General features: G+C 47.7%; 14 protein-coding genes, 9 tRNA genes and 3 rRNA genes. 2 read left to right on the forward strand and 24 right to left on the reverse strand.

The window, feature by feature from the left end; all coding sequences use genetic code 11:
* Positions 1-36: 36 nt before the first annotated feature.
* The 3 genes from secF to MKX75_RS22710 form a co-directional block, all read right to left on the reverse strand.
* Complete coding sequence (gene secF / locus MKX75_RS22700) at positions 37-945, reverse strand: protein translocase subunit SecF (RefSeq protein WP_339166947.1); 909 nt, start codon at positions 943-945, stop codon at positions 37-39.
* Positions 935-2,185, reverse strand: a complete 1,251-nt coding sequence (gene secD / locus MKX75_RS22705; RefSeq protein WP_169481811.1) for a protein translocase subunit SecD — start codon at positions 2,183-2,185, stop codon at positions 935-937. Before secD ends, secF begins: the two co-directional genes overlap by 11 nt.
* 91 nt (positions 2,186-2,276) lie before the next feature.
* Positions 2,277-2,516, reverse strand: a complete 240-nt coding sequence (locus MKX75_RS22710; protein WP_036617497.1) for a post-transcriptional regulator — start codon at positions 2,514-2,516, stop codon at positions 2,277-2,279.
* Positions 2,517-2,743: 227 nt separating this feature from the next.
* Here MKX75_RS22710 and spoVB point away from each other — a divergent pair, with 227 nt between their 5' ends.
* Positions 2,744-4,366, forward strand: a complete 1,623-nt coding sequence (gene spoVB, locus MKX75_RS22715; protein ID WP_339166948.1) for a stage V sporulation protein B — start codon at positions 2,744-2,746, stop codon at positions 4,364-4,366.
* Positions 4,367-4,369: 3 nt separating this feature from the next.
* Here the strand turns inward: spoVB and MKX75_RS22720 are convergent, their stop codons facing one another.
* On the reverse strand, positions 4,370-5,128 hold the full coding sequence (locus MKX75_RS22720; protein ID WP_260986630.1) for a DUF421 domain-containing protein: 759 nt from the start codon (positions 5,126-5,128) through the stop codon (positions 4,370-4,372).
* A 181-nt stretch (positions 5,129-5,309) separates the two neighbouring features.
* On the opposite strand from MKX75_RS22720, the gene MKX75_RS22725 reads away from it, so the two are divergent.
* Positions 5,310-5,702 (forward strand): TIGR04086 family membrane protein, encoded by a 393-nt coding sequence (locus MKX75_RS22725; protein ID WP_017686772.1) that lies wholly within the window; start codon positions 5,310-5,312, stop codon positions 5,700-5,702.
* A 125-nt stretch (positions 5,703-5,827) separates the two neighbouring features.
* Here MKX75_RS22725 and yajC read toward each other — a convergent pair whose 3' ends face one another.
* From yajC to MKX75_RS22825, 20 genes are all read right to left on the reverse strand, one after another.
* Positions 5,828-6,142: a preprotein translocase subunit YajC gene (yajC, locus tag MKX75_RS22730; RefSeq protein ID WP_062835898.1), complete on the reverse strand. Its 315-nt coding sequence runs from the start codon at positions 6,140-6,142 to the stop codon at positions 5,828-5,830.
* A 67-nt stretch (positions 6,143-6,209) separates the two neighbouring features.
* A complete protein-coding gene (gene tgt, locus MKX75_RS22735) occupies positions 6,210-7,346 on the reverse strand; it encodes a tRNA guanosine(34) transglycosylase Tgt (RefSeq protein WP_036616872.1) in 1,137 nt (378 codons plus the stop codon).
* Positions 7,347-7,429: 83 nt separating this feature from the next.
* Positions 7,430-8,458, reverse strand: coding sequence for a tRNA preQ1(34) S-adenosylmethionine ribosyltransferase-isomerase QueA (gene queA / locus MKX75_RS22740; protein WP_339166950.1), 1,029 nt, complete (start codon positions 8,456-8,458; stop codon positions 7,430-7,432).
* Between the two features lie 7 nt (positions 8,459-8,465).
* A complete protein-coding gene (locus tag MKX75_RS22745) occupies positions 8,466-10,550 on the reverse strand; it encodes a SpoIID/LytB domain-containing protein (protein ID WP_339166951.1) in 2,085 nt (694 codons plus the stop codon).
* A 107-nt stretch (positions 10,551-10,657) separates the two neighbouring features.
* Positions 10,658-11,668 carry a Holliday junction branch migration DNA helicase RuvB gene (gene ruvB, locus MKX75_RS22750; protein WP_062836164.1) on the reverse strand — a complete coding sequence of 337 codons (1,011 nt, stop codon included), beginning with the start codon at positions 11,666-11,668 and terminating at the stop codon, positions 10,658-10,660.
* Between the two features lie 54 nt (positions 11,669-11,722).
* Positions 11,723-12,337: a Holliday junction branch migration protein RuvA gene (gene ruvA / locus MKX75_RS22755; protein ID WP_036616866.1), complete on the reverse strand. Its 615-nt coding sequence runs from the start codon at positions 12,335-12,337 to the stop codon at positions 11,723-11,725.
* On the reverse strand, positions 12,334-12,837 hold the full coding sequence (gene ruvC / locus MKX75_RS22760) for a crossover junction endodeoxyribonuclease RuvC (protein ID WP_017686765.1): 504 nt from the start codon (positions 12,835-12,837) through the stop codon (positions 12,334-12,336). Before ruvC ends, ruvA begins: the two co-directional genes overlap by 4 nt.
* A gap of 306 nt (positions 12,838-13,143) precedes the next feature.
* Positions 13,144-13,836 (reverse strand): BofC C-terminal domain-containing protein, encoded by a 693-nt coding sequence (locus MKX75_RS22765; protein WP_339166952.1) that lies wholly within the window; start codon positions 13,834-13,836, stop codon positions 13,144-13,146.
* A gap of 202 nt (positions 13,837-14,038) precedes the next feature.
* Positions 14,039-14,112 (reverse strand) — tRNA-Pro (locus MKX75_RS22770).
* A 7-nt stretch (positions 14,113-14,119) separates the two neighbouring features.
* Positions 14,120-14,198, reverse strand: a tRNA-Leu gene (locus MKX75_RS22775).
* A gap of 16 nt (positions 14,199-14,214) precedes the next feature.
* Positions 14,215-14,291 (reverse strand) — tRNA-Arg (locus tag MKX75_RS22780).
* A 6-nt stretch (positions 14,292-14,297) separates the two neighbouring features.
* Positions 14,298-14,372: transfer RNA gene (locus MKX75_RS22785), tRNA-Gly, on the reverse strand.
* Between the two features lie 24 nt (positions 14,373-14,396).
* A tRNA-Asp gene (locus MKX75_RS22790) sits at positions 14,397-14,474 on the reverse strand.
* A 27-nt stretch (positions 14,475-14,501) separates the two neighbouring features.
* A tRNA-Met gene (locus MKX75_RS22795) sits at positions 14,502-14,575 on the reverse strand.
* Between the two features lie 17 nt (positions 14,576-14,592).
* A tRNA-Val gene (locus MKX75_RS22800) sits at positions 14,593-14,668 on the reverse strand.
* A gap of 7 nt (positions 14,669-14,675) precedes the next feature.
* A tRNA-Glu gene (locus tag MKX75_RS22805) sits at positions 14,676-14,747 on the reverse strand.
* A gap of 4 nt (positions 14,748-14,751) precedes the next feature.
* Positions 14,752-14,827: transfer RNA gene (locus MKX75_RS22810), tRNA-Asn, on the reverse strand.
* Between the two features lie 84 nt (positions 14,828-14,911).
* Positions 14,912-15,028 (reverse strand): 5S ribosomal RNA (gene rrf / locus MKX75_RS22815).
* 138 nt (positions 15,029-15,166) lie between these two features.
* A 23S ribosomal RNA gene (locus MKX75_RS22820) occupies positions 15,167-18,092 on the reverse strand.
* A gap of 311 nt (positions 18,093-18,403) precedes the next feature.
* Positions 18,404-19,956 (reverse strand): 16S ribosomal RNA (locus MKX75_RS22825).
* Together the 16S, 23S and 5S rRNA genes with 9 tRNA genes alongside form the textbook arrangement of a ribosomal RNA operon.
* Between the last annotated feature and the right edge of the window lie 75 nt (positions 19,957-20,031).

A 20,031-nucleotide genomic window follows, 5' to 3' on the forward strand; every position in this document is an offset into this window, starting at 1 on the left:
ACCGCGCCTGGCAGACGCGGCTTCACAATAAGATGTTTAGTTAGATTCTTTAGCTACTGTTTTTGGCTTATCTACTTGTTTACCTTTGAGCATCAGCCATAGTGGAGCAGCGATATAGATTGAAGAATATGCGCCGAACAGTGTTCCGATAACCATCGCAAGCGAGAACATGCGAATGGATTCTCCACCGAATATGAACAAACAGATTGAAGCTGCAAACACGGTGAACGTTGTATTCAAGGAACGTGTCATCGTTTGAGCCAAACTGCGATTGACTACCTCACGCAAGTCGGCTTTGGTTGTCTTTTTGGCAAAACGCAGATTCTCACGAATCCGGTCAAAGATAACGATGGTATCGTTAATCGAGAAGCCGACAATGGTCAATACTGCGGTAATAAAGGTCAGATCCACTTCCAATCGGAAGATGGAGAACACACTTATTACGACAAATGCGTCATGGAAGAGTGCGATAACCGCAGCCAAACCAAAGCGCCACTCGAATCGGATCGCAACGTAGATCATGATCCCGATACTCGCAATGAGTACCGCGTAAATCGCGTTGCGTTCCAATTCTTTGGCCATCTCCGGATCAACGGTATTTACTTCATAGGAAGCTGATGGATCCAGTTTGGTGAATTCTTCTTTGAACTTACTTTCTTGATTTTCATCCAGTTCATTCGAGAAACGAACGTTAACCCGGTCCGCCCCAGTCGTAATCTGGACATCACCTTCATTAACACCAAGGTCATTTACAATCGGATTAATCTGCTCCGTTGTAATTGCTTTGGATACGGTGATATCCACATTCGATCCAGCACGGAAATCAACCGCGTAATTCAAACCCAAAGCCAGAATGCTGATGATCCCCGTAATCGTCAGAATAATCGAGAAGATATAGGCAATCTTGCTGCCTTTAATATAATCAAAATTCCAATTAAAGCGCACGAATTTCACTCTCCTTCACTCCGAAGTACTTAGGCTTCTTCAACACGTTACCCCGTACAAGCAGGGTCAACAGGAAGCGGGAGAAGAAAATATTCGTGATAATACTGGTGACAATATCAAAAATCAGCACGAGTGCAAACCCTTTAACCGCACCTGTACCCAAGAAGAACATAACAGCCGCAGCAATAATGGTTGTGATGTTGGAGTCGATGATTGTCCGGAAGGAATGCTTGCTTCCCGCTTTAACGGAAGACAAGATCGACTTACCACTGCGCATTTCTTCTTTAATCCGTTCGTAGGTAATGATATTGGCATCGACCGCCATACCTATACCTAGGATGAACGCCGCAATACCTGGAAGGGTAAGTACGAATTCTCCCATATAGAAGATCGCAAGTACCAGCCACGTATGTGTGATCAAGGCAAAACTCGCAATAATACCAGGAATGCGATAAAGCCCAATCATGAACACCAGAATAATAACGGAACCAATTAATCCCGCTTTAATGGTCTGATCCAGAGAAAGCTTACCGAGTGTTGCACCAACACTTTGTGAATACTTCTCTGTAAGTTTCAGTGGCAATGCACCCAGGTTAATGGTGTCACGAAGCTGGTTTGCTTCGTCACGGGTGTAGGCACCCGAAATCTGAGCGGAACCATCTGTCAACTGTTGTCTAACGGTTGGAGCAGAGAGCAACTCATCGTCCAAATAAATAGCGAGAGGTTGTCCAATCAAACGTTTGGTAATCTCGGAAAATTTGGCTTTGTCTTTCACTTGAATGTCAATCATCGGCTCATTCAATTGAGTGAATACAACTTTGGCTGCATTCTCAACAAATTCATTTCCGCGAAGTTCGATTTTGGTGTATTCGCCTTCCTTGTCATTCTCAGCTTTACTACGGAAGGTCAAAACTGCTGGTTCTTTCATTTTGGCTCTAACTTCAGCCTCGTCCGTAACCCCTGCCAACTTCAATCGAATCCGGTTGCTTCCTTCAGTGGTTACCTCCGGTTCGCTTGTTCCGAGCGCATTGGCGCGGCTTTCAAGACTCTTGGCCGTTTGCACCAGTGATGCTTTGGTGACTTGTTGTCCCTCATCGAGCGGCTCTGCTTCATATAAGATCTCGTAGCCTCCCTTTAAATCAAGGCCCAAGCGTATATTTTTGAGCAGCTCCGGGCTTGTTCCCACCATTACCCCTGTGGTGACAAGCACGACCAGAATGAAACTGATAATTCTTTTCATGCCGTTCCTAGATCCCCTTTCGTTCTCAATATTCCTATTATAGCGATGCCGTAAAAAGCAGTCAATTTTCAACAAAAAAGATCCCTTTCGTCTAGAAAGAGGACCCCCGGTATGCAGACACGGTCATAAAGTTCATAAAGCTTGTTGCTTTCAGTGACAAAATGTCGTTCACCAGCTGGTGAAGCGGTGGAATGCCCTGTTTTTCATATTTATGACTGACGCAATTCCAGACATCTTTGCTGGTGACATATTCGTAACCGACAAGCCTTAATTCCTCCGCCTTGCTACGGCAGAGCATCTCTATTGACTGTTCCAACTCCACATCATTCATTTCTTCCAACGGGGAGCCTCCCTTCGTACATCCAAGCCTTTATGCGGCATCAATATTACATGATTCGACTTCACCTGATCATATTCCTTCTTGCTGATTATGGTTCTTTTTGTTAATCGTGTCCAAGTTGTCATGAGAAGAATAAGGACTGGCATAGGATGAAGAACAACGGCTTTGTCCCGTTTATGTTGATAGCCTGTACTTTCAACCGGGAAAGAGGGGTAGTCTTGAAGAAACAGACATTTATCCAGGGGGCCATGATCCTGCTCGCGGCAGGCATAATTAATCGAATACTTGGTTTCATCCCGCGCATTGCGCTGCCACGAGTCATTGGTGCAGAAGGTGTTGGCATCTACCAATTGAGCTATCCCTTTTTTATCGTACTGGTGACATTAATTACGGGTGGTATTCCGCTCGCCGTAGCCAAGCTCGTAGCCGAAGCTGACACTGGTGCCAATCGATATTCCCCCCAGCGCATCCTGCAAATAAGCTTAAGCTTCACGCTGACGCTGGGTGTAGTTTTCATGTTTTTATGTATCATATTTGCACCATGGGTTACCAAGTACGTGCTCACAGATGAACGGGTGTACCACACGTTCGTTAGTATGAGCCCCATGATTGCCATTATCGCCGTATCTGCCGTCTACAGAGGGTACTTCCAAGGCAAGCAAAATATGATGCCTACTGCCATTTCATCCATAGTTGAAACCATCATTCGTATCGTCTGTGTCATCTGGTTTGCCTGGCTTCTTCTCCCCCACGGTATTGCCCAGGCTGCTGCTGGTGCCATGCTGGGCGCACTTGTTGGAGAATTCGGCGGTATGCTTGTTTTATTGTGGAAGTATAGCAGACAGAAGAAAGAATTACCGCTAGCCACGCAACAAAACATGTCCAATCTCTCAGCCAAGCCTATAACCATAGTTACCCCAGTTCTGAAAGACACAGGTACCCCGCAGCCCGGATTAATTCGGCGTTTGCTTGCGATTTCTGTTCCGGTTACAGCAGGTAGACTGGTCGGCTCCTTATCCTATCTTGCTGAGACTATTGTTACCGCCCAGAGTCTGGCTCTGGCAGGTATATCTAAGGGACTTGCCACAGCGCAGTATGGTGCACTACAAGGAATGATTATCCCTTTACTACTGCTACCAGGAGCACTAACCTCATCGCTCGCGACATCACTTGTGCCTTCACTATCCGAAGCTTCTGCTCAGGGAGATCGCGCACTGATTCACAAAAGAATGCATCAGGCATTACGCTTGGCACTTGTGACAGGTGCTCCGTTTTCCGTGTTTATGTATGTGCTTGCCGAACCGATGTGTCTTGTTCTGTATAATGATGCATCGATCGGAAGCATGCTGAAGCTAATGGCTCCTTTTGCTCTGTTCATTTATATTCAAGCCCCTCTACAAGCTGCATTGCAAGCCCTTGACCGTCCAGGTAAAGCACTGCTGAATACATTTATCGGTGCAGTTATCAAAATCACGTTGATTTTAATGCTCGCTTCCCGGCCTGAATATGGCATCTTCGGTGCGGTCATCGCAATCTGTGTGAATTCTACGGTGGTTACGCTGTTACATGCCCAAAGCGTGCGTAGTCTGCTACAATTCCGCTTTAAGATCATGGATTGGGTCAAAACGGGGGCCGGCATGTTTATTATGGGAGCAGCCACCCTGCTTGTTTACGAAGAGACTGCCATGATATTGCCTTTCTGGGTGAGGATGCTTCTCGCGCCTTTCGTTGGCCTCATTGTTTATTTCATCGTTATGGGCTGGACCAAGATGATTGACTTTCATGATCTGTCCCGTGCTCCTTTTATAGGTTCATGGTTCAAGCGTCGGTCAGGCAAATGAATTTCATTTTTTATCATCTTTTGGACTTACATACACCTTGCCATTGTGATCGATAGAACATATAAACACATCTTTAAAATCCATAATTCCGTTATGCTGAATTTGATTTTTTAGCCAAAATCTCGTTTTCTGGATGAGTTCCAGATTCTGATCCTGAACCTTGCCGTCCATAATTAAGGGCAGTGGCAGACCTTCATATTTAATATTTGGAAATCCATCAATCTGATCTTTTCCTGTTTTGGATTTACTGGAAGAAGACTCGTCTGAATCAGACCCAGAAGAACTGCTGTCGTTAGAAGCATTCTGATCTTTTGGAAAAACGGTCAGCTTACCTGTGGTCTCCAAAATAGCAAAATCCACCTCACCGATACTGTCTACATTCTGTTCACGGAGTTGTAGCAACAGATCATCCAGGTTATATCGCTGCTTACGCATCTCATCCCGATGAAGAACGCCTTTGGAGATCAATACCGTAGGTTTACCATCAATCATCAAACGAAGTCTTCGACTCTTCAACCCGACAAAGGCCATTCCAATTTGCACGATAATGACCGTCAGCATGGGAGCAATGCCATGAGACAGAGGTTTATCTATATCTTCAATGACAAAGGCAGCCATCTCTGCGAGCATAATCGACACGACCAGATCAAACATGGATAGCTTACCGATCTCACGTTTACCCATAACCCGAATAGCACAATACACAAGAAAGTACATGAGAATGGTTCGAAAGATATGTGCTCCGACATCAGGGAAGTTCACAATAGGGGTCCTCCTTCGAAACTGAGTTTTTGGCAGTTAACTGTAGTGCAATCCCTATTTTGACCTGAACCTTACATGCTCATCCAGAAATAATCCGTTCATTTAATGGAAATCAGTTCATAAGTCCGAAGGCTTGACCATACACTGTATTAACTTCAAACTTGTACAAGGGGGTTGCTTCATGCAATTGATCCGCCGCTTGGTTTCGTTTCGAGTGTCCAATCCGATTCTGTCAGGCCTCTGTCAGGCTTTTGTATGGATGTTTATCGGAGCATTAATTCTCTCCCTCTTTCTCTGGATGAGCGGAATGCGGGAACAGGACCTCTCGTTGTATACCTATGTTGTTCATGGCTTGTCGCTATTGGTTGGTGGTTTTGTGGCAGGCAAACGTTCTGGTGAAAAAGGATGGTACTACGGAGGCATTACGGGAATCGTATATGGACTCCTCGTGCTGTTGATCGGATTTCTCGCGCTGGACGCTTCGTTTAATTGGAAAGATAGTTTACAACTGCTCAGCGCCTTCTTCATCTCAGCTCTCGGTGGCATGTTCGGCGTTAATACGCATCGTTCCTAGCTGACTGGCGAAGAACATCGACCTTCCCACAAAAAACAAAAAAGAGAACCGGGTCTCCATGGAGATCCGGTTCTCTGCTAGGGAATACGCCACAAACGTACCCTCGTTAATTTATGTTACAGTAACTATTCAACAGCCGTTTCACGAGCTACAGCCGTGCTAATTGCATTACGGTCAAACGTAAGCTTAGTTACATCATTTACACGCAATACAACCACATCGTCCGTAATCTCAGCGATCGTACCGTGAAGGCCACCAATCGTTACAATTTTATCGCCTTTTTTCAATTGGCTCAGCATGGAATTACGTTGCTTTTGCTTTTTGTTCTGTGGACGAATCATCAAGAAGTAGAAAATTGCAACCATGAGTACCAAAGGTACAATCAAGGATACAATGCCTCCGCCCGCTTGTGCTCCTGCTAGAGTCATTCCCTGAAACATTTAAACTCCCCCTTATCGACTATACGTACAGATATTGCTTGTTACGCCGGTTTCCTTTACAGCTTAATCAGAAACCTTTGTCATTGTCATGAAGACCATATTGATCGAAAAATTCATCCCGGAAATCAAGCAAACGATCTTCCATAATGGCTTTACGTACATTACGCATCAAATTCTGCAAGAAATGAAGATTATGGATTGTCGTCAAACGCAGGCCAAATGTTTCATCTGCTTTGATCAAATGACGCAGGTAAGCTCTGGAATAGTTGCGACAAGTGTAGCAATCACATTCAGGGTCAAGTGGCCCAAAATCAGTTGCAAACTTGGCATTGCGAACTACCAGACGTCCTTGGCTGGTCATTGTTGTTCCGTTACGGGCAATCCGAGTAGGCAGAACACAATCGAACATGTCCACTCCACGAATTGATCCCTCAATCAACGCATCGGGCGAACCTACCCCCATCAAATAACGTGGTTTATTGGACGGCAACAAAGGTAACGTGTAATCCAATACACCATACATCAAATGTTTCGGTTCTCCAACACTCAGTCCACCAATAGCATACCCCGGGAAATCCATGGAAGTCAAATCTGCGGCGCTCTGACGGCGAAGATCTTCATGCATGCCTCCCTGTACGATGGCAAACAGACCTTGGTCATGCGGACGAGCGTGACTTTCGAGACAACGTTCCGCCCAGCGGCTCGTTCTTTCGAGTGATTTTTTGACATATTCATATTCAGCCGGATACGGTGGGCATTCATCAAAAGCCATCATAATATCAGAGCCAAGCGCGTTCTGGATTTCCATGGCCACTTCAGGTGAAAGGAACTTCTTGTCTCCATTCAAATGGGAGCGGAAGTTAACGCCTTCCTCCGTAATTTTGCGCATCTCGCTGAGCGAGAATACTTGGAATCCGCCGCTGTCCGTCAGAATTGGACGATCCCAGTTCATGAACTTGTGCAATCCGCCAGCTTCGCGAATGATTTCATGTCCTGGTCTCAGAAACAGATGATACGTATTACTCAAGATAATCTGAGCATCCATTTCTTTCAACTCTTCAGGGCTCATTGTTTTGACAGTCGCCTGTGTACCTACAGGCATAAAGGTTGGTGTCTCAATAATACCGTGAGGTGTATGTACACGTCCCAGACGTGCACCGGATTGTTTACAAGTTTTGATATGTTCATACGTAATTGCTGCCATTGGTTTTAATCATCCTCTAAAGTTAATCGTTATTCTAATGAGCAATTTTATAATATCTTTAGTAGTGAGTTATAAAATTGCTTCTAATATATCAACATGGCATCGCCGAAGCTGAAGAACCGATATTGCTCTTGGATGGCTTCCTCATATGCCTGCATAATATGTTCCCTGCCTGCTAGTGCACTAACCAACATAACCAACGTGGATTTCGGGAGATGAAAATTCGTAACCATCCCATCGATCACTTTAAAGGAATAGCCTGGATAGATGAAAATGCTGGTCCATCCGCTGCTCGCTTGCAGTATTCCATTTTCAAATTTGCTGCCTACCGTTTCCAAAGTCCGGCAGCTCGTAGTCCCAACCGCAAAAACGCGGTGTCCATTCTCTTTGGTCTGGTTAATCAGATCTGCTGTTTCTTGTGACAAGGAGTAATACTCCTCATGCATGACATGATCTTCTACAACGTCTACCGACATCGGTCTGAACGTGCCCAGTCCTACATGAAGCGTGATGAAGGCGACATTAACGCCCTTTGCACGAATCTGATCCAACAATTCATCCGTAAAATGTAGTCCCGCTGTGGGTGCAGCCGCTGATCCTTCATGCTTGGCATACACGGTCTGATACCGTTCGCGGTCATCCAATGTCTCTTTGATATAAGGTGGCAATGGCATCTCACCCAGACGGTCCAGAATCTCTTGGAAGATTCCATCATACGTAAACGTAAGTGTACGTGCACCCATCTCGCCCTCTTCTTCTATAATCGCCTTCAGTTCATCACCGAATACGATGATCGAACCGGCTTTCAGTTTTTTACCTGGCTTAACGAGTGCTTCCCACTTGTCGCCTTCCACATTTTTAAGCAATAACACTTCTGCTTTTGCTCCGGTATCTTCTTTCGTACCGAACAGACGGGCTGGAAGAACACGTGTATCATTCAGAATCAATATATCGCCAGAATTCAGAAAGTCGATAATGTCAGGAAACGTTTGATGATTAATCTCACCACTATCTTTGTTCAAAGTAAGCAACCGAGATGCCGTGCGATCAAGCAGCGGCGTTTGTGCAATCAATTGCTCTGGTAATTCAAAATCATATAAGTTCACATTCATTTTAGTCTCATTCCTTAACAATAGTCGCATTTTGATAATAGTGTTTCAATATTGCCTGGTAATCATACCCTTCATCTGCCATGCCTTTGGCTCCCCATTGGGACAAGCCTAATCCGTGGCCATTACCCTGACCGATGAACATGTAGGTCTGACCCTGCGTTACCGCTCTCGCTTGACCATCACCACTCATAACCACGAGTGCATTACCGGATGACGTTCCTGTGCCAGAAGAAGACAATACAGAGGCACCATTTGAGCCGGTTTTACTGGCTGTTTTGCCGTCAGCGCCTAATACAGTATAACTTCCGGTCCCTGCAATATCAAATAAAGTGCTCGGTAATCCACCCAGCGCAGAGCGGTAGGTATCAGCATATTTCACCGTCATAGCCTGTCCGTTGGCAGTGACTTCAAGTGCTCTTCCGGAAGGTCCACGCTTGGTTACTTCCAAGGTTGAAATTGAAGCAGGAACAGATGCTGTCGTTTTACCCTGAAGAGATTTAACCAACTGAGCTGAAGTGAAAGGTCCTCTCACCCAGGCGTAGTCATTGGATTGAGCCACTTTTGCCAGTACAACAGCTTCGTTACCTGGATTCATTTTGGCTACGGGTTCAACGGTGGATTGAATTAACGGAATGGCACGTACATTGGTGTTCTGAGCCGTTACCGTCACTTTGGCCAGTCCCGCATTGGTCTTGGTCGTTAATTCTTTGATGTTATCCTCACGAATGTACCCGCTAACGCCTGAACTCAGCAGCACATGGTACCACGTATGTAATCCTGCCTGGGCTGATGTATCCCCTGAGCTAACGACATTGGTGAACACACCTGCTCCGCCGTTCCATACCTCAGAAGGATGAGCCGTCTGTCCGCCCGCATTGGAGGAGAACACAGCTTCGATGATTTTACCACCGCTCTTGACCACTTCTCCAGCCGTTGCATCTACTGCACTGGTTACTTTATCGTTTTCCGAACCAATCCCGTTATAGGCTTGGCTGAGAGTTGTATCCACGACATTGGCAATTTTGAAACGTTCACCCTGTTGAAGCGCGTAGGATCGAGCAGCTACGGCTTGAACTTTAAGAGCCTCAGCAGGCCAAGAGGAATACACCTCTGCCCCTACAACAGAGTACAGGTATTGCTCCAGTGGAACGACGTTGACCAACGCCAGATCACCGCTCACGATACTGATTTCCATATCTCCACGATACGTTCGCTGGGAACGCTCCACTACTTTGATACCATTGCTATTCCCTTGTACCAATGCTTTGGAATCAGTACCTGCAATGGTGTAATGCGGAGCTGTTTTGAGTGCATCCGTACTTAATCCGGCATCCTGACGGATGATGAGCCCTGCACTATTGTTGACAGGTGAAAGGCTTACCCCCGGAGCTTTGGCTTCCACACTTTTCTTCAATGTGGATAATTCCGCATCCGTAGAAGCTTCACCCACCCATACCGCATATGCTTGACTTCCCCCACTTAATTGAAGGACTGGATAGGCACTAACTCCTGTTGATAAAAGGCTGGCTTGTGCTGCCTCTGCTTCCTGAATCGAACCATAGGTTCCAGCAGACAGGCGTTTACTTCCCGTTACAGCTGGCTTTTGACCAGCCAATTGAGCTGCTGCTACCTTTTGTACTCGTGTAACAGCTTGTCCTGCCAGAGCCTCCGTTGCATAGTTACCTGTGTAGAGCTGGTAGATCGCATTTCCATTTAAAGAGGTTGTGAACAGCAACGGCTTATCCGCGGTTGCCTGCAACAATTTTGCTGCTGCGGATGCCGCCTTAAAGTCCGCAGTTTCCAACACCTTCACTCGGAATCCATCTGCACTGAAACGGACTTGCCCTGCCGGGAGACTTACATTTGCGCCACTCTCCGATTGGATGCTCCATTGTCCCGTCGATTCAAGCGTAATGAGTGGTGTAGTTGATTTATACGTACTACCCAGATTCGCAAACATGGCTACCCGGATCGTCTGTCCGTCATTTCCTGCTGCAAATGCAGGCACTTGCAGACAACCCACTGTCAAAAGAGCTGCCGCCAGTACCTTCAATCGACGACTCCACTTCTTCGTTCGTATTGCTTTTCCCACAATCAGACTCCTCTCCATGCATTTCCTTCACTTTTATATCGGGTTAACACGTGATTATTTCAATGTTTACGGTGAATGTTCAAATCATGAATGTTCACCAGGTTTGATTATTTCCCGTCTCTTGGTGGAACAGGCAGACCCAAGTGATGATAGGCGAGGTCTGTTACAATCCTCCCCCTTGGTGTACGCTGAATCATACCAATCTGAAGCAGATACGGTTCATATACATCTTCGATCGTTTGACTTTCTTCACCGATTGTAGCAGCAATGGTATCCAACCCTACCGGGCCTCCCCGGAAGCTGTTGATCATCGATTTGAGCATCTTATGATCAATCTCATCCAAGCCACGTGGATCAATCTGGAGACGTTGCAGCGCTTCTTCCGCCAGTGTCTGCGTTATAATTCCATCACCACGCACCTGTGCAAAGTCACGTACCCGTTTTAGCAAACGGTTCGCGATCCTCGGTGTCCCACGCGAGCGCAATGCAATCTCTTCCGCAGCATCTCCCACAATCTCCACACCCAAAATTTCGGTAGAGCGTGAGACGATATAAGCCAGCTCATCAACCGTATAGAATTCTAATCGACTGATAACACCAAATCGGTCTCGAAGTGGCGCAGACAGCAAACCAGCACGCGTTGTAGCCCCAATCAGAGTGAATGGTGGCAGATCCAGCCGAACGGAACGTGCACTCGGACCTTTACCAATCATAATATCCAATGCCGAATCTTCCATAGCGGGGTACATAACTTCTTCAACCGTACGATGCAAACGATGAATCTCATCAATAAACAGGACGTCACCTTCCTGCAGATTGGTTAACAATGCTGCAAGATCACCCGGGCGTTCAATGGCCGGGCCCGACGTCGTTCGTAAGTTAACGCCCAATTCGTTGGCAATAATATTGGCAAGTGTTGTTTTACCAAGTCCAGGTGGTCCGTATAACAAAACGTGATCCAATGCCTCATTACGAAATTTGGCAGCTTCAATATATATCTTTAAATTTTCCTTCACCTGATTCTGCCCGATATATTCATTTAGATACCGAGGACGAAGGCTCAACTCAACATTCTGGTCCTCCATCATCAGGTTCGCGGAAATAATCCGATCATCCATGTTCATCCCTACCTTTTTTGCAGGCTACAGCTATATTATAATATGCAAATTGTATTATCCCGTAAACAGCATTTGCAGCGCCTTTTTCATTAACACATCAACGGAATCCGCTGTAGTAACATCCTTTTTCAATTTGAGCCATACTTTATCAAGCTCACTGTCAGTATAACCAAGTGCCTTAAGACCTTCACGTGCCTCATCCCAGGCTGAACCACTTCCCGACTCTTCCGATGGAGGAGCGAACAAACCTGTTGCATAGGCAGCCGCGCCAAAACTATCCAGCTTATCCTTGAGATCCAGGATCATGCGTTGTGCAGTCTTCTTGCCGATACCTGGCAATTTGGTCAAGAACGTCAGATTCTCCTGGTAAATCGCCGTAACCACATGTTCTGGTGTACCTCCAGCGAGTATGCCCAGCGCCACTTTGGGACCGATACCAGATACTTCAATCAGTTTACGGAATAAACGCTGTTCATCCCGTGTAACAAATCCAAACAGCAACATCGCATCCTCACGCACATGATGATGAGTGTACACCGTAATTTCGCCTTCTTGCTTCGCAAACGCAAATGGATTGGGACAGAAAACGCGATACCCCACACCATGAACATCCAGCACAATATAATCATTCTCTACATGAATGAACTGTCCTCTTAGAAAATCAATCATTTTCGCAATACCTCATTCAACTTGGAATTTAATGTATAAGAGTGTGCGTGGCACACAGCTACAGCCAATGCATCCGCTACGTCATCCGGCTTAGGTACGACTTGAAGACGCAAGAACATTTTGACCATCTCCTGTACTTGCTTCTTCTCCGCTTTACCGTACCCAACAACGGCCTGCTTGATCTGCATTGGCGTATACTCTGCAATAGGCAAACCCTTCTGCGCGGCAGCGAGTACCATAACTCCTCTGGCCTGACTGACAGACATTGCTGTTGTAACGTTCCGATTGAAAAAAAGTTTCTCCAGAGCTACTGCGTCCGGTTTGTATTTATCAATCAATTGCACCATACCTTCATATACGTGAAGCAACCGTTCCTCTTCAGGGGTATGAGCTTCCGTCTGAATACATCCATATTGTACGGGTACCACCTTACTGCCGATTTTATCCACAAAACCAAAACCAACAATCGCAATCCCCGGGTCAATTCCCAAAAAACGCAAAACCATCTCTCCCTCACAAAAGCGAACATATGTATCGTTCATTTCATTATAACAAAAGATAGACCCTGCGGCAGGAAAAACTTTGTCTAACTGATTACTCGTCTTTATTCGTGAATTTTTTACATGTTTATACGTATTTTCATGTATTTCAGTTTAAACGACAAAAAGGACATCTCTTCGATGTCCTTCATCACATTCCACATATTTTGGGGTTTATCCCTTAGTTTCACAAACCCCCGATGCTAATGCTATACACCATTTTTTCAGTACTACAGTATCTTATTGCTGTAGGTGAGAAGGATTGGATTACCCACCATTGCGGATTAGATGATGGTCCTCATCAACTGCATAGTCACTAAACGTAGAAATTACGCTATCATATTCATCCTTGTCCTGAATCCGAATACCCTGCTGCAATTGCTCCAGTACGCCTTCAGGTAAAGAACTCTCCAACGTCCCAACATCCAATTGAAAGAATGTACGAATGACCTTCTCTTCTGCTGGCTTACCCTCATACAAATTAAGATTACCTACAGCATCTATGCTGATGTACGCCTGCTGTTTACAGAGCGGTGAGAGGTCATCTACACGTTGCTTCAAGTGAAGCTCGTCTTTTGTTCCAACCGTAGCATCCCATTCCGGATGTTGAGTCAGCAGCATCTTCAATTGTGGTCTAGCCATCTTGCCTAACTGCTCTGTTTCCACTCCGCAGATGTACTGTGTTTCCAGAACCACACTCGTTAAATGATTCGGATCAGCATCAAGTTGCTCTACTAGCGCCTGAATCTCCTGTTCAGATCTTGTTTCCTGCGTAACAGGTCCCATCACACTGGTTGCCTCACTGAAATTAGTCGTCAGTAAACGTTCAATCGTAGATGAGATAGGCAACCCGCTATAAGCCAATATGGTAACTGCAAGTAAAGCCGCGGTCATCCATAATGTTCTTTTCCACCGTCGCCAGCGTCTCTTGAATTGTTTTCTGAAGTTAAACGTGTTCACATGAACCCCTTCTATCACTTTTTAACCCTATTGTGACCTAAAGAACGAGGCTTTATGCAATCTAACTCGTTGTCTTGTGAGGGAACTCGCATGTGTTATGTTAAAGCACATAATTTGATAGTATCCGACTTGTATTGATCGTAACTTATAAAGATAAACATAAAAAAAGTACCATCTAATTATAGATAGTACTTTTTCGAGATCGGGATGACACGATTTGAACATGCGACCCCCTGGTCCCAAACCAGGTGCTCTACCAAGCTGAGCTACATCCCGTTATATATACCGGCGAGAGGACTCGAACCTCCACGGTTTCCCACTCGATTTTGAGTCGAGCGCGTCTGCCATTCCGCCACGCCGGCAAATTTGAAGTTATAATGGCGCGCCCTGAGAGATTCGAACTCCCGGCCTTTTGATTCGTAGTCAAACGCTCTATCCAGCTGAGCTAAGGGCGCAAAAATTGGAGCGGAAGACGGGAATCGAACCCGCGACCCTCGCCTTGGCAAGGCGATGCTCTACCGCTGAGCCACTTCCGCATGCGGTACTAATAAGTATAAAAATGGCGGAACCGACGGGATTCGAACCCGCGATCTCCTGCGTGACAGGCAGGCATGTTAGGCCAACTACACCACGGTTCCAGATCACTTTCTCAAAGGAAAGTATAATTGCGGGGGCAGGATTTGAACCTGCGGCCTTCGGGTTATGAGCCCGACGAGCTACCGGGCTGCTCCACCCCGCGTCGTTATAAAAGTTATATGGTGGAGGCTGAGGGGATCGAACCCCCGACCCTCTGCTTGTAAGGCAGATGCTCTCCCAGCTGAGCTAAGCCTCCATCTATATGACCCGTAGGGGATTCGAACCCCTGTTACCTCCGTGAAAGGGAGGTGTCTTAACCCCTTGACCAACGGGCCTTACTGGCTCCCCGAACAGGGCTCGAACCTGTGACAACTCGATTAACAGTCGAGTGCTCTACCAACTGAGCTATCAGGGAATAATATGCATTTGCACTGCAAATGCAATTCATCGTACAACGTCCACATGCAGAGCCTGTTTTCTATGTATGATGAAAGAGTTCGCTTGGCGGCGTCCTACTCTCCCAGGACCCTGCGGTCCAAGTACCATCGGCGCTAGAGGGCTTAACGGTCGTGTTCGGGATGGGTACGTGTGGAACCCCTCCGCCATCGCCACCAAACGAGCATTTGTGTAACAAATGCGTTCGCGTTCCATTCGGTCCGCCACTACTGTGTGGATGAATGGTTCAGCGCATATTCAGAGATCGTTCTCTGAAAACTAGATTCGAAACGAAACACGCGAATTACAACTTGCATATTTGGATAAGCCCTCGACCGATTAGTACTGGTCAGCTCCATGCATTGCTGCACTTCCACCCCCAGCCTATCTACCTCGTCGTCTTCAAGGGGTCTTACATACTGGGAAATCTCATCTTGAGGGGGGCTTCACGCTTAGATGCTTTCAGCGTTTATCCCGTCCGTACATAGCTACCCAGCGGTGCTCCTGGCGGAACAACTGGTACACCAGCGGTACGTCCATCCCGGTCCTCTCGTACTAAGGACAGCTCCTCTCAAATTTCCTACGCCCACGACAGATAGGGACCGAACTGTCTCACGACGTTCTGAACCCAGCTCGCGTACCGCTTTAATGGGCGAACAGCCCAACCCTTGGGACCTACTTCAGCCCCAGGATGCGATGAGCCGACATCGAGGTGCCAAACCTCCCCGTCGATGTGGACTCTTGGGGGAGATAAGCCTGTTATCCCCAGGGTAGCTTTTATCCGTTGAGCGATGGCCCTTCCATGCGGTACCACCGGATCACTAAGCCCGACTTTCGTCCCTGCTCGACTTGTAGGTCTCGCAGTCAAGCTCCCTTATGCCTTTGCACTCTTCGAATGATTTCCAACCATTCTGAGGGAACCTTTGGGCGCCTCCGTTACTCTTTAGGAGGCGACCGCCCCAGTCAAACTGCCCACCTGACACTGTCCCCGCACCGGATTACGGTACCAGGTTAGAACCTAGATACGATCAGGGTGGTATCCCAACGTTGCCTCCACACAAGCTGGCGCTCATGCTTCAAAGGCTCCCACCTATCCTGTACAGATCGTACCCAAATTCAATATCAAGCTGCAGTAAAGCTCCATGGGGTCTTTCCGTCTTGTCGCGGGTAACCTGCATCTTCACAGGTATTAAAATTTCACCGGATCTCTCGTTGAGACAGCGCCCAAGTCGTTACGCCATTCGTGCGGGTCAGAATTTACCTGACAAGGAATTTCGCTACCTTAGGACCGTTATAGTTACGGCCGCCGTTTACTGGGGCTTCGGTTCACAGCTTCGGATTGCTCCTAACCACTCCCCTTAACCTTCCAGCACCGGGCAGGCGTCAGCCCGTATACTTCGCCTTACGGCTTCGCACAGACCTGTGTTTTTGCTAAACAGTCGCTTGGGCCTTTTCACTGCGGCCCCCTCGTGCTATTCACACTACCGGGGCACCCCTTCTCCCGAAGTTACGGGGTCATTTTGCCGAGTTCCTTAACGAGAGTTCTTCCGCGCGCCTTAGAATACTCTTCTCGCCTACCTGTGTCGGTTTGCGGTACGGGCACCATCACCTGGCTAGAGGCTTTTCTTGGCAGTGTGAGATCATGACCTTCGCTACTGTAATTTTCACTCCCCATCACAGCTCAGCCTTACAATGTGCGGATTTGCCTACACATCAGCCTTACTGCTTAGACGGACATCCATCAGTCCGCGTCACTACCCTACTGCGTCCCCCCATTGCTCATAACGGCTTACGGTGGTACAGGAATTTCGACCTGTTGTCCTTCGACTACGCCTTTCGGCCTCGCCTTAGGTCCCGACTTACCCTGAGCGGACGAGCCTTCCTCAGGAACCCTTAGGCTTTCGGCGGATCAGATTCTCACTGATCTTTTCGTTACTCATACCGGCATTCTCACTTGTATAATGTCCAGCGCTCCTTACGGTACACCTTCAACCCTTATACAACGCTCCCCTACCCCTGATGCAAAGCATCAAGCCATAGCTTCGGTGGTGTGTTTAGCCCCGTTACATTTTCGGCGCAGAGTCACTCGACCAGTGAGCTATTACGCACTCTTTCAATGGTGGCTGCTTCTAAGCCAACATCCTGGTTGTCTGTGCAACTCCACATCCTTTCCCACTTAACACACACTTGGGGACCTTAGCTGATGGTCTGGGCTGTTTCCCTTTTGACAATGGATCTTAGCACTCACTGTCTGACTCCCGGAAGTAAGTCTATGGCATTCGGAGTTTGACTGAGCTTGGTAACCCTTGCGGGCCCCGCACCCAATCAGTGCTCTACCTCCACGACTCTGTTTTCCGAGGCTAGCCCTAAAGCTATTTCGGGGAGAACCAGCTATCTCCGAGTTCGATTGGAATTTCTCCGCTACCCCCACCTCATCCCCGCATTTTTCAACATGCGTGGGTTCGGGCCTCCAGTGCGTGTTACCGCACCTTCACCCTGGACAGGGGTAGATCACCCGGTTTCGGGTCTACGTCCACGTACTAAGTCGCCCTATTCAGACTCGCTTTCGCTGCGGCTCCGGCTCTTCACCTTAACCTTGCACGGGAACGTAACTCGCCGGTTCATTCTACAAAAGGCACGCCATCACCCCTAAAACGGGCTCTGACTTTTTGTAAGCACACGGTTTCAGGTTCTATTTCACTCCCCTTCCGGGGTGCTTTTCACCTTTCCCTCACGGTACTGCTTCACTATCGGTCGCTAGGAAGTATTTAGCCTTGGCAGATGGTCCTGCCGGATTCATACGGGGTTTCACGTGCCCCGCACTACTCGGGATCCGTCTCGGAGGGAACAGACTTTCAACTACAGGGCTTTTACCTTCTTTGGCGGGCCTTTCCAGACCTCTTCGCTTAATCGGTTCCTTTGTAACTCCATGTGAGACGTCCCACAACCCCAAAGAGCAAGCTCTCTGGTTTGGGCTTCTCCGCGTTCGCTCGCCGCTACTGACGGAATCACTATTGTTTTCTCTTCCTCAGGGTACTTAGATGTTTCAGTTCCCCTGGTATGCCTCTACATAACCTATGTATTCAGTTATGAGTAACTGGAAATTACCCCAGCTGGGTTTCCCCATTCGGACACCCCCGGATCAAAGCTTGCTTACAGCTCCCCGAGGCAGTTTCGTTGTTCGCCACGTCCTTCATCGGCTCCTAGCGCCTAGGCATCCTCCGTGTGCTCTTAGTAGCTTAACCATATTGCTCCGGTTTTGACTGCTCGCTTCCCTTGTTTTGGACTACGTCCAAAGCCAAAAGTCGCTCCCACCCAATACCATCGCAAAAGCAATTAAGTACCAATTTATTAAACTTGTTTAACACAAGTTCAGCTAAAAAGGAATGTTCTAATTCGCGTTTGTTTCGTTTCGATATCTAGTTTTCAAAGAACAAGCTCCATGCAAAAGCAAGCTGTTTGAGAGTTTGAGCTCTCAAAACTGAGCAACGAGTGAGTGTTTTGTAGCTTAGCTACATATTTGAATGTTTCCGTTGCAGGAAACGATTCTCCATAGAAAGGAGGTGATCCAGCCGCACCTTCCGATACGGCTACCTTGTTACGACTTCACCCCAATCATCTATCCCACCTTCGGCGGCTGGCTCCTTGCGGTTACCCCACCGACTTCGGGTGTTATAAACTCTCGTGGTGTGACGGGCGGTGTGTACAAGACCCGGGAACGTATTCACCGCGGCATGCTGATCCGCGATTACTAGCAATTCCGACTTCATGCAGGCGAGTTGCAGCCTGCAATCCGAACTGAGACCGGCTTTGTTGGGATTGGCTCCATCTCGCGATTTCGCAGCCCGTTGTACCGGCCATTGTAGTACGTGTGTAGCCCAGGTCATAAGGGGCATGATGATTTGACGTCATCCCCACCTTCCTCCGGTTTGTCACCGGCAGTCTATCTAGAGTGCCCACCCGAAGTGCTGGCAACTAAATATAAGGGTTGCGCTCGTTGCGGGACTTAACCCAACATCTCACGACACGAGCTGACGACAACCATGCACCACCTGTCTTGAATGTTCCGAAGAAAAAGTACATCTCTGCACCGGTCATTCAGATGTCAAGACCTGGTAAGGTTCTTCGCGTTGCTTCGAATTAAACCACATACTCCACTGCTTGTGCGGGTCCCCGTCAATTCCTTTGAGTTTCAGTCTTGCGACCGTACTCCCCAGGCGGAGTGCTTAATGTGTTAACTTCGGCACCAAGGGTATCGAAACCCCTAACACCTAGCACTCATCGTTTACGGCGTGGACTACCAGGGTATCTAATCCTGTTTGCTCCCCACGCTTTCGCGCCTCAGCGTCAGTTACAGCCCAGAGAGTCGCCTTCGCCACTGGTGTTCCTCCACATATCTACGCATTTCACCGCTACACGTGGAATTCCACTCTCCTCTTCTGCACTCAAGTCACCCAGTTTCCAGTGCGATCCGGGGTTGAGCCCCGGGATTAAACACCAGACTTAAATGACCGCCTGCGCGCGCTTTACGCCCAATAATTCCGGACAACGCTTGCCCCCTACGTATTACCGCGGCTGCTGGCACGTAGTTAGCCGGGGCTTTCTTCTCAGGTACCGTCACCTTGAGAGCAGTTACTCTCCCAAGCGTTCTTCCCTGGCAACAGAGCTTTACGATCCGAAAACCTTCATCACTCACGCGGCATTGCTCCGTCAGGCTTTCGCCCATTGCGGAAGATTCCCTACTGCTGCCTCCCGTAGGAGTCTGGGCCGTGTCTCAGTCCCAGTGTGGCCGATCACCCTCTCAGGTCGGCTACGCATCGTCGCCTTGGTGAGCCGTTACCTCACCAACTAGCTAATGCGCCGCAGGCCCATCCCCAAGTGACAGATTGCTCCGTCTTTCCAGTTCTCTTCAGGCGAAGAAAACAACTATTCGGTATTAGCTACCGTTTCCGGTAGTTGTCCCAAACTTGAGGGCAGGTTGCCTACGTGTTACTCACCCGTCCGCCGCTAACCATCAGAGAAGCAAGCTTCTCATCAAGTCCGCTCGACTTGCATGTATTAGGCATGCCGCCAGCGTTCGTCCTGAGCCAGGATCAAACTCTCCAATAAAGTATTGAAAAGAGCGATAAGCTCATTTTGAATCTGACGAGATTAAAAATCTCATTTGTGCTTCGAAATCATACA

Source organism: Paenibacillus sp. FSL R5-0341 (assembly GCF_037975235.1).
GTDB classification, from domain to species: domain Bacteria; phylum Bacillota; class Bacilli; order Paenibacillales; family Paenibacillaceae; genus Paenibacillus; species Paenibacillus amylolyticus_A.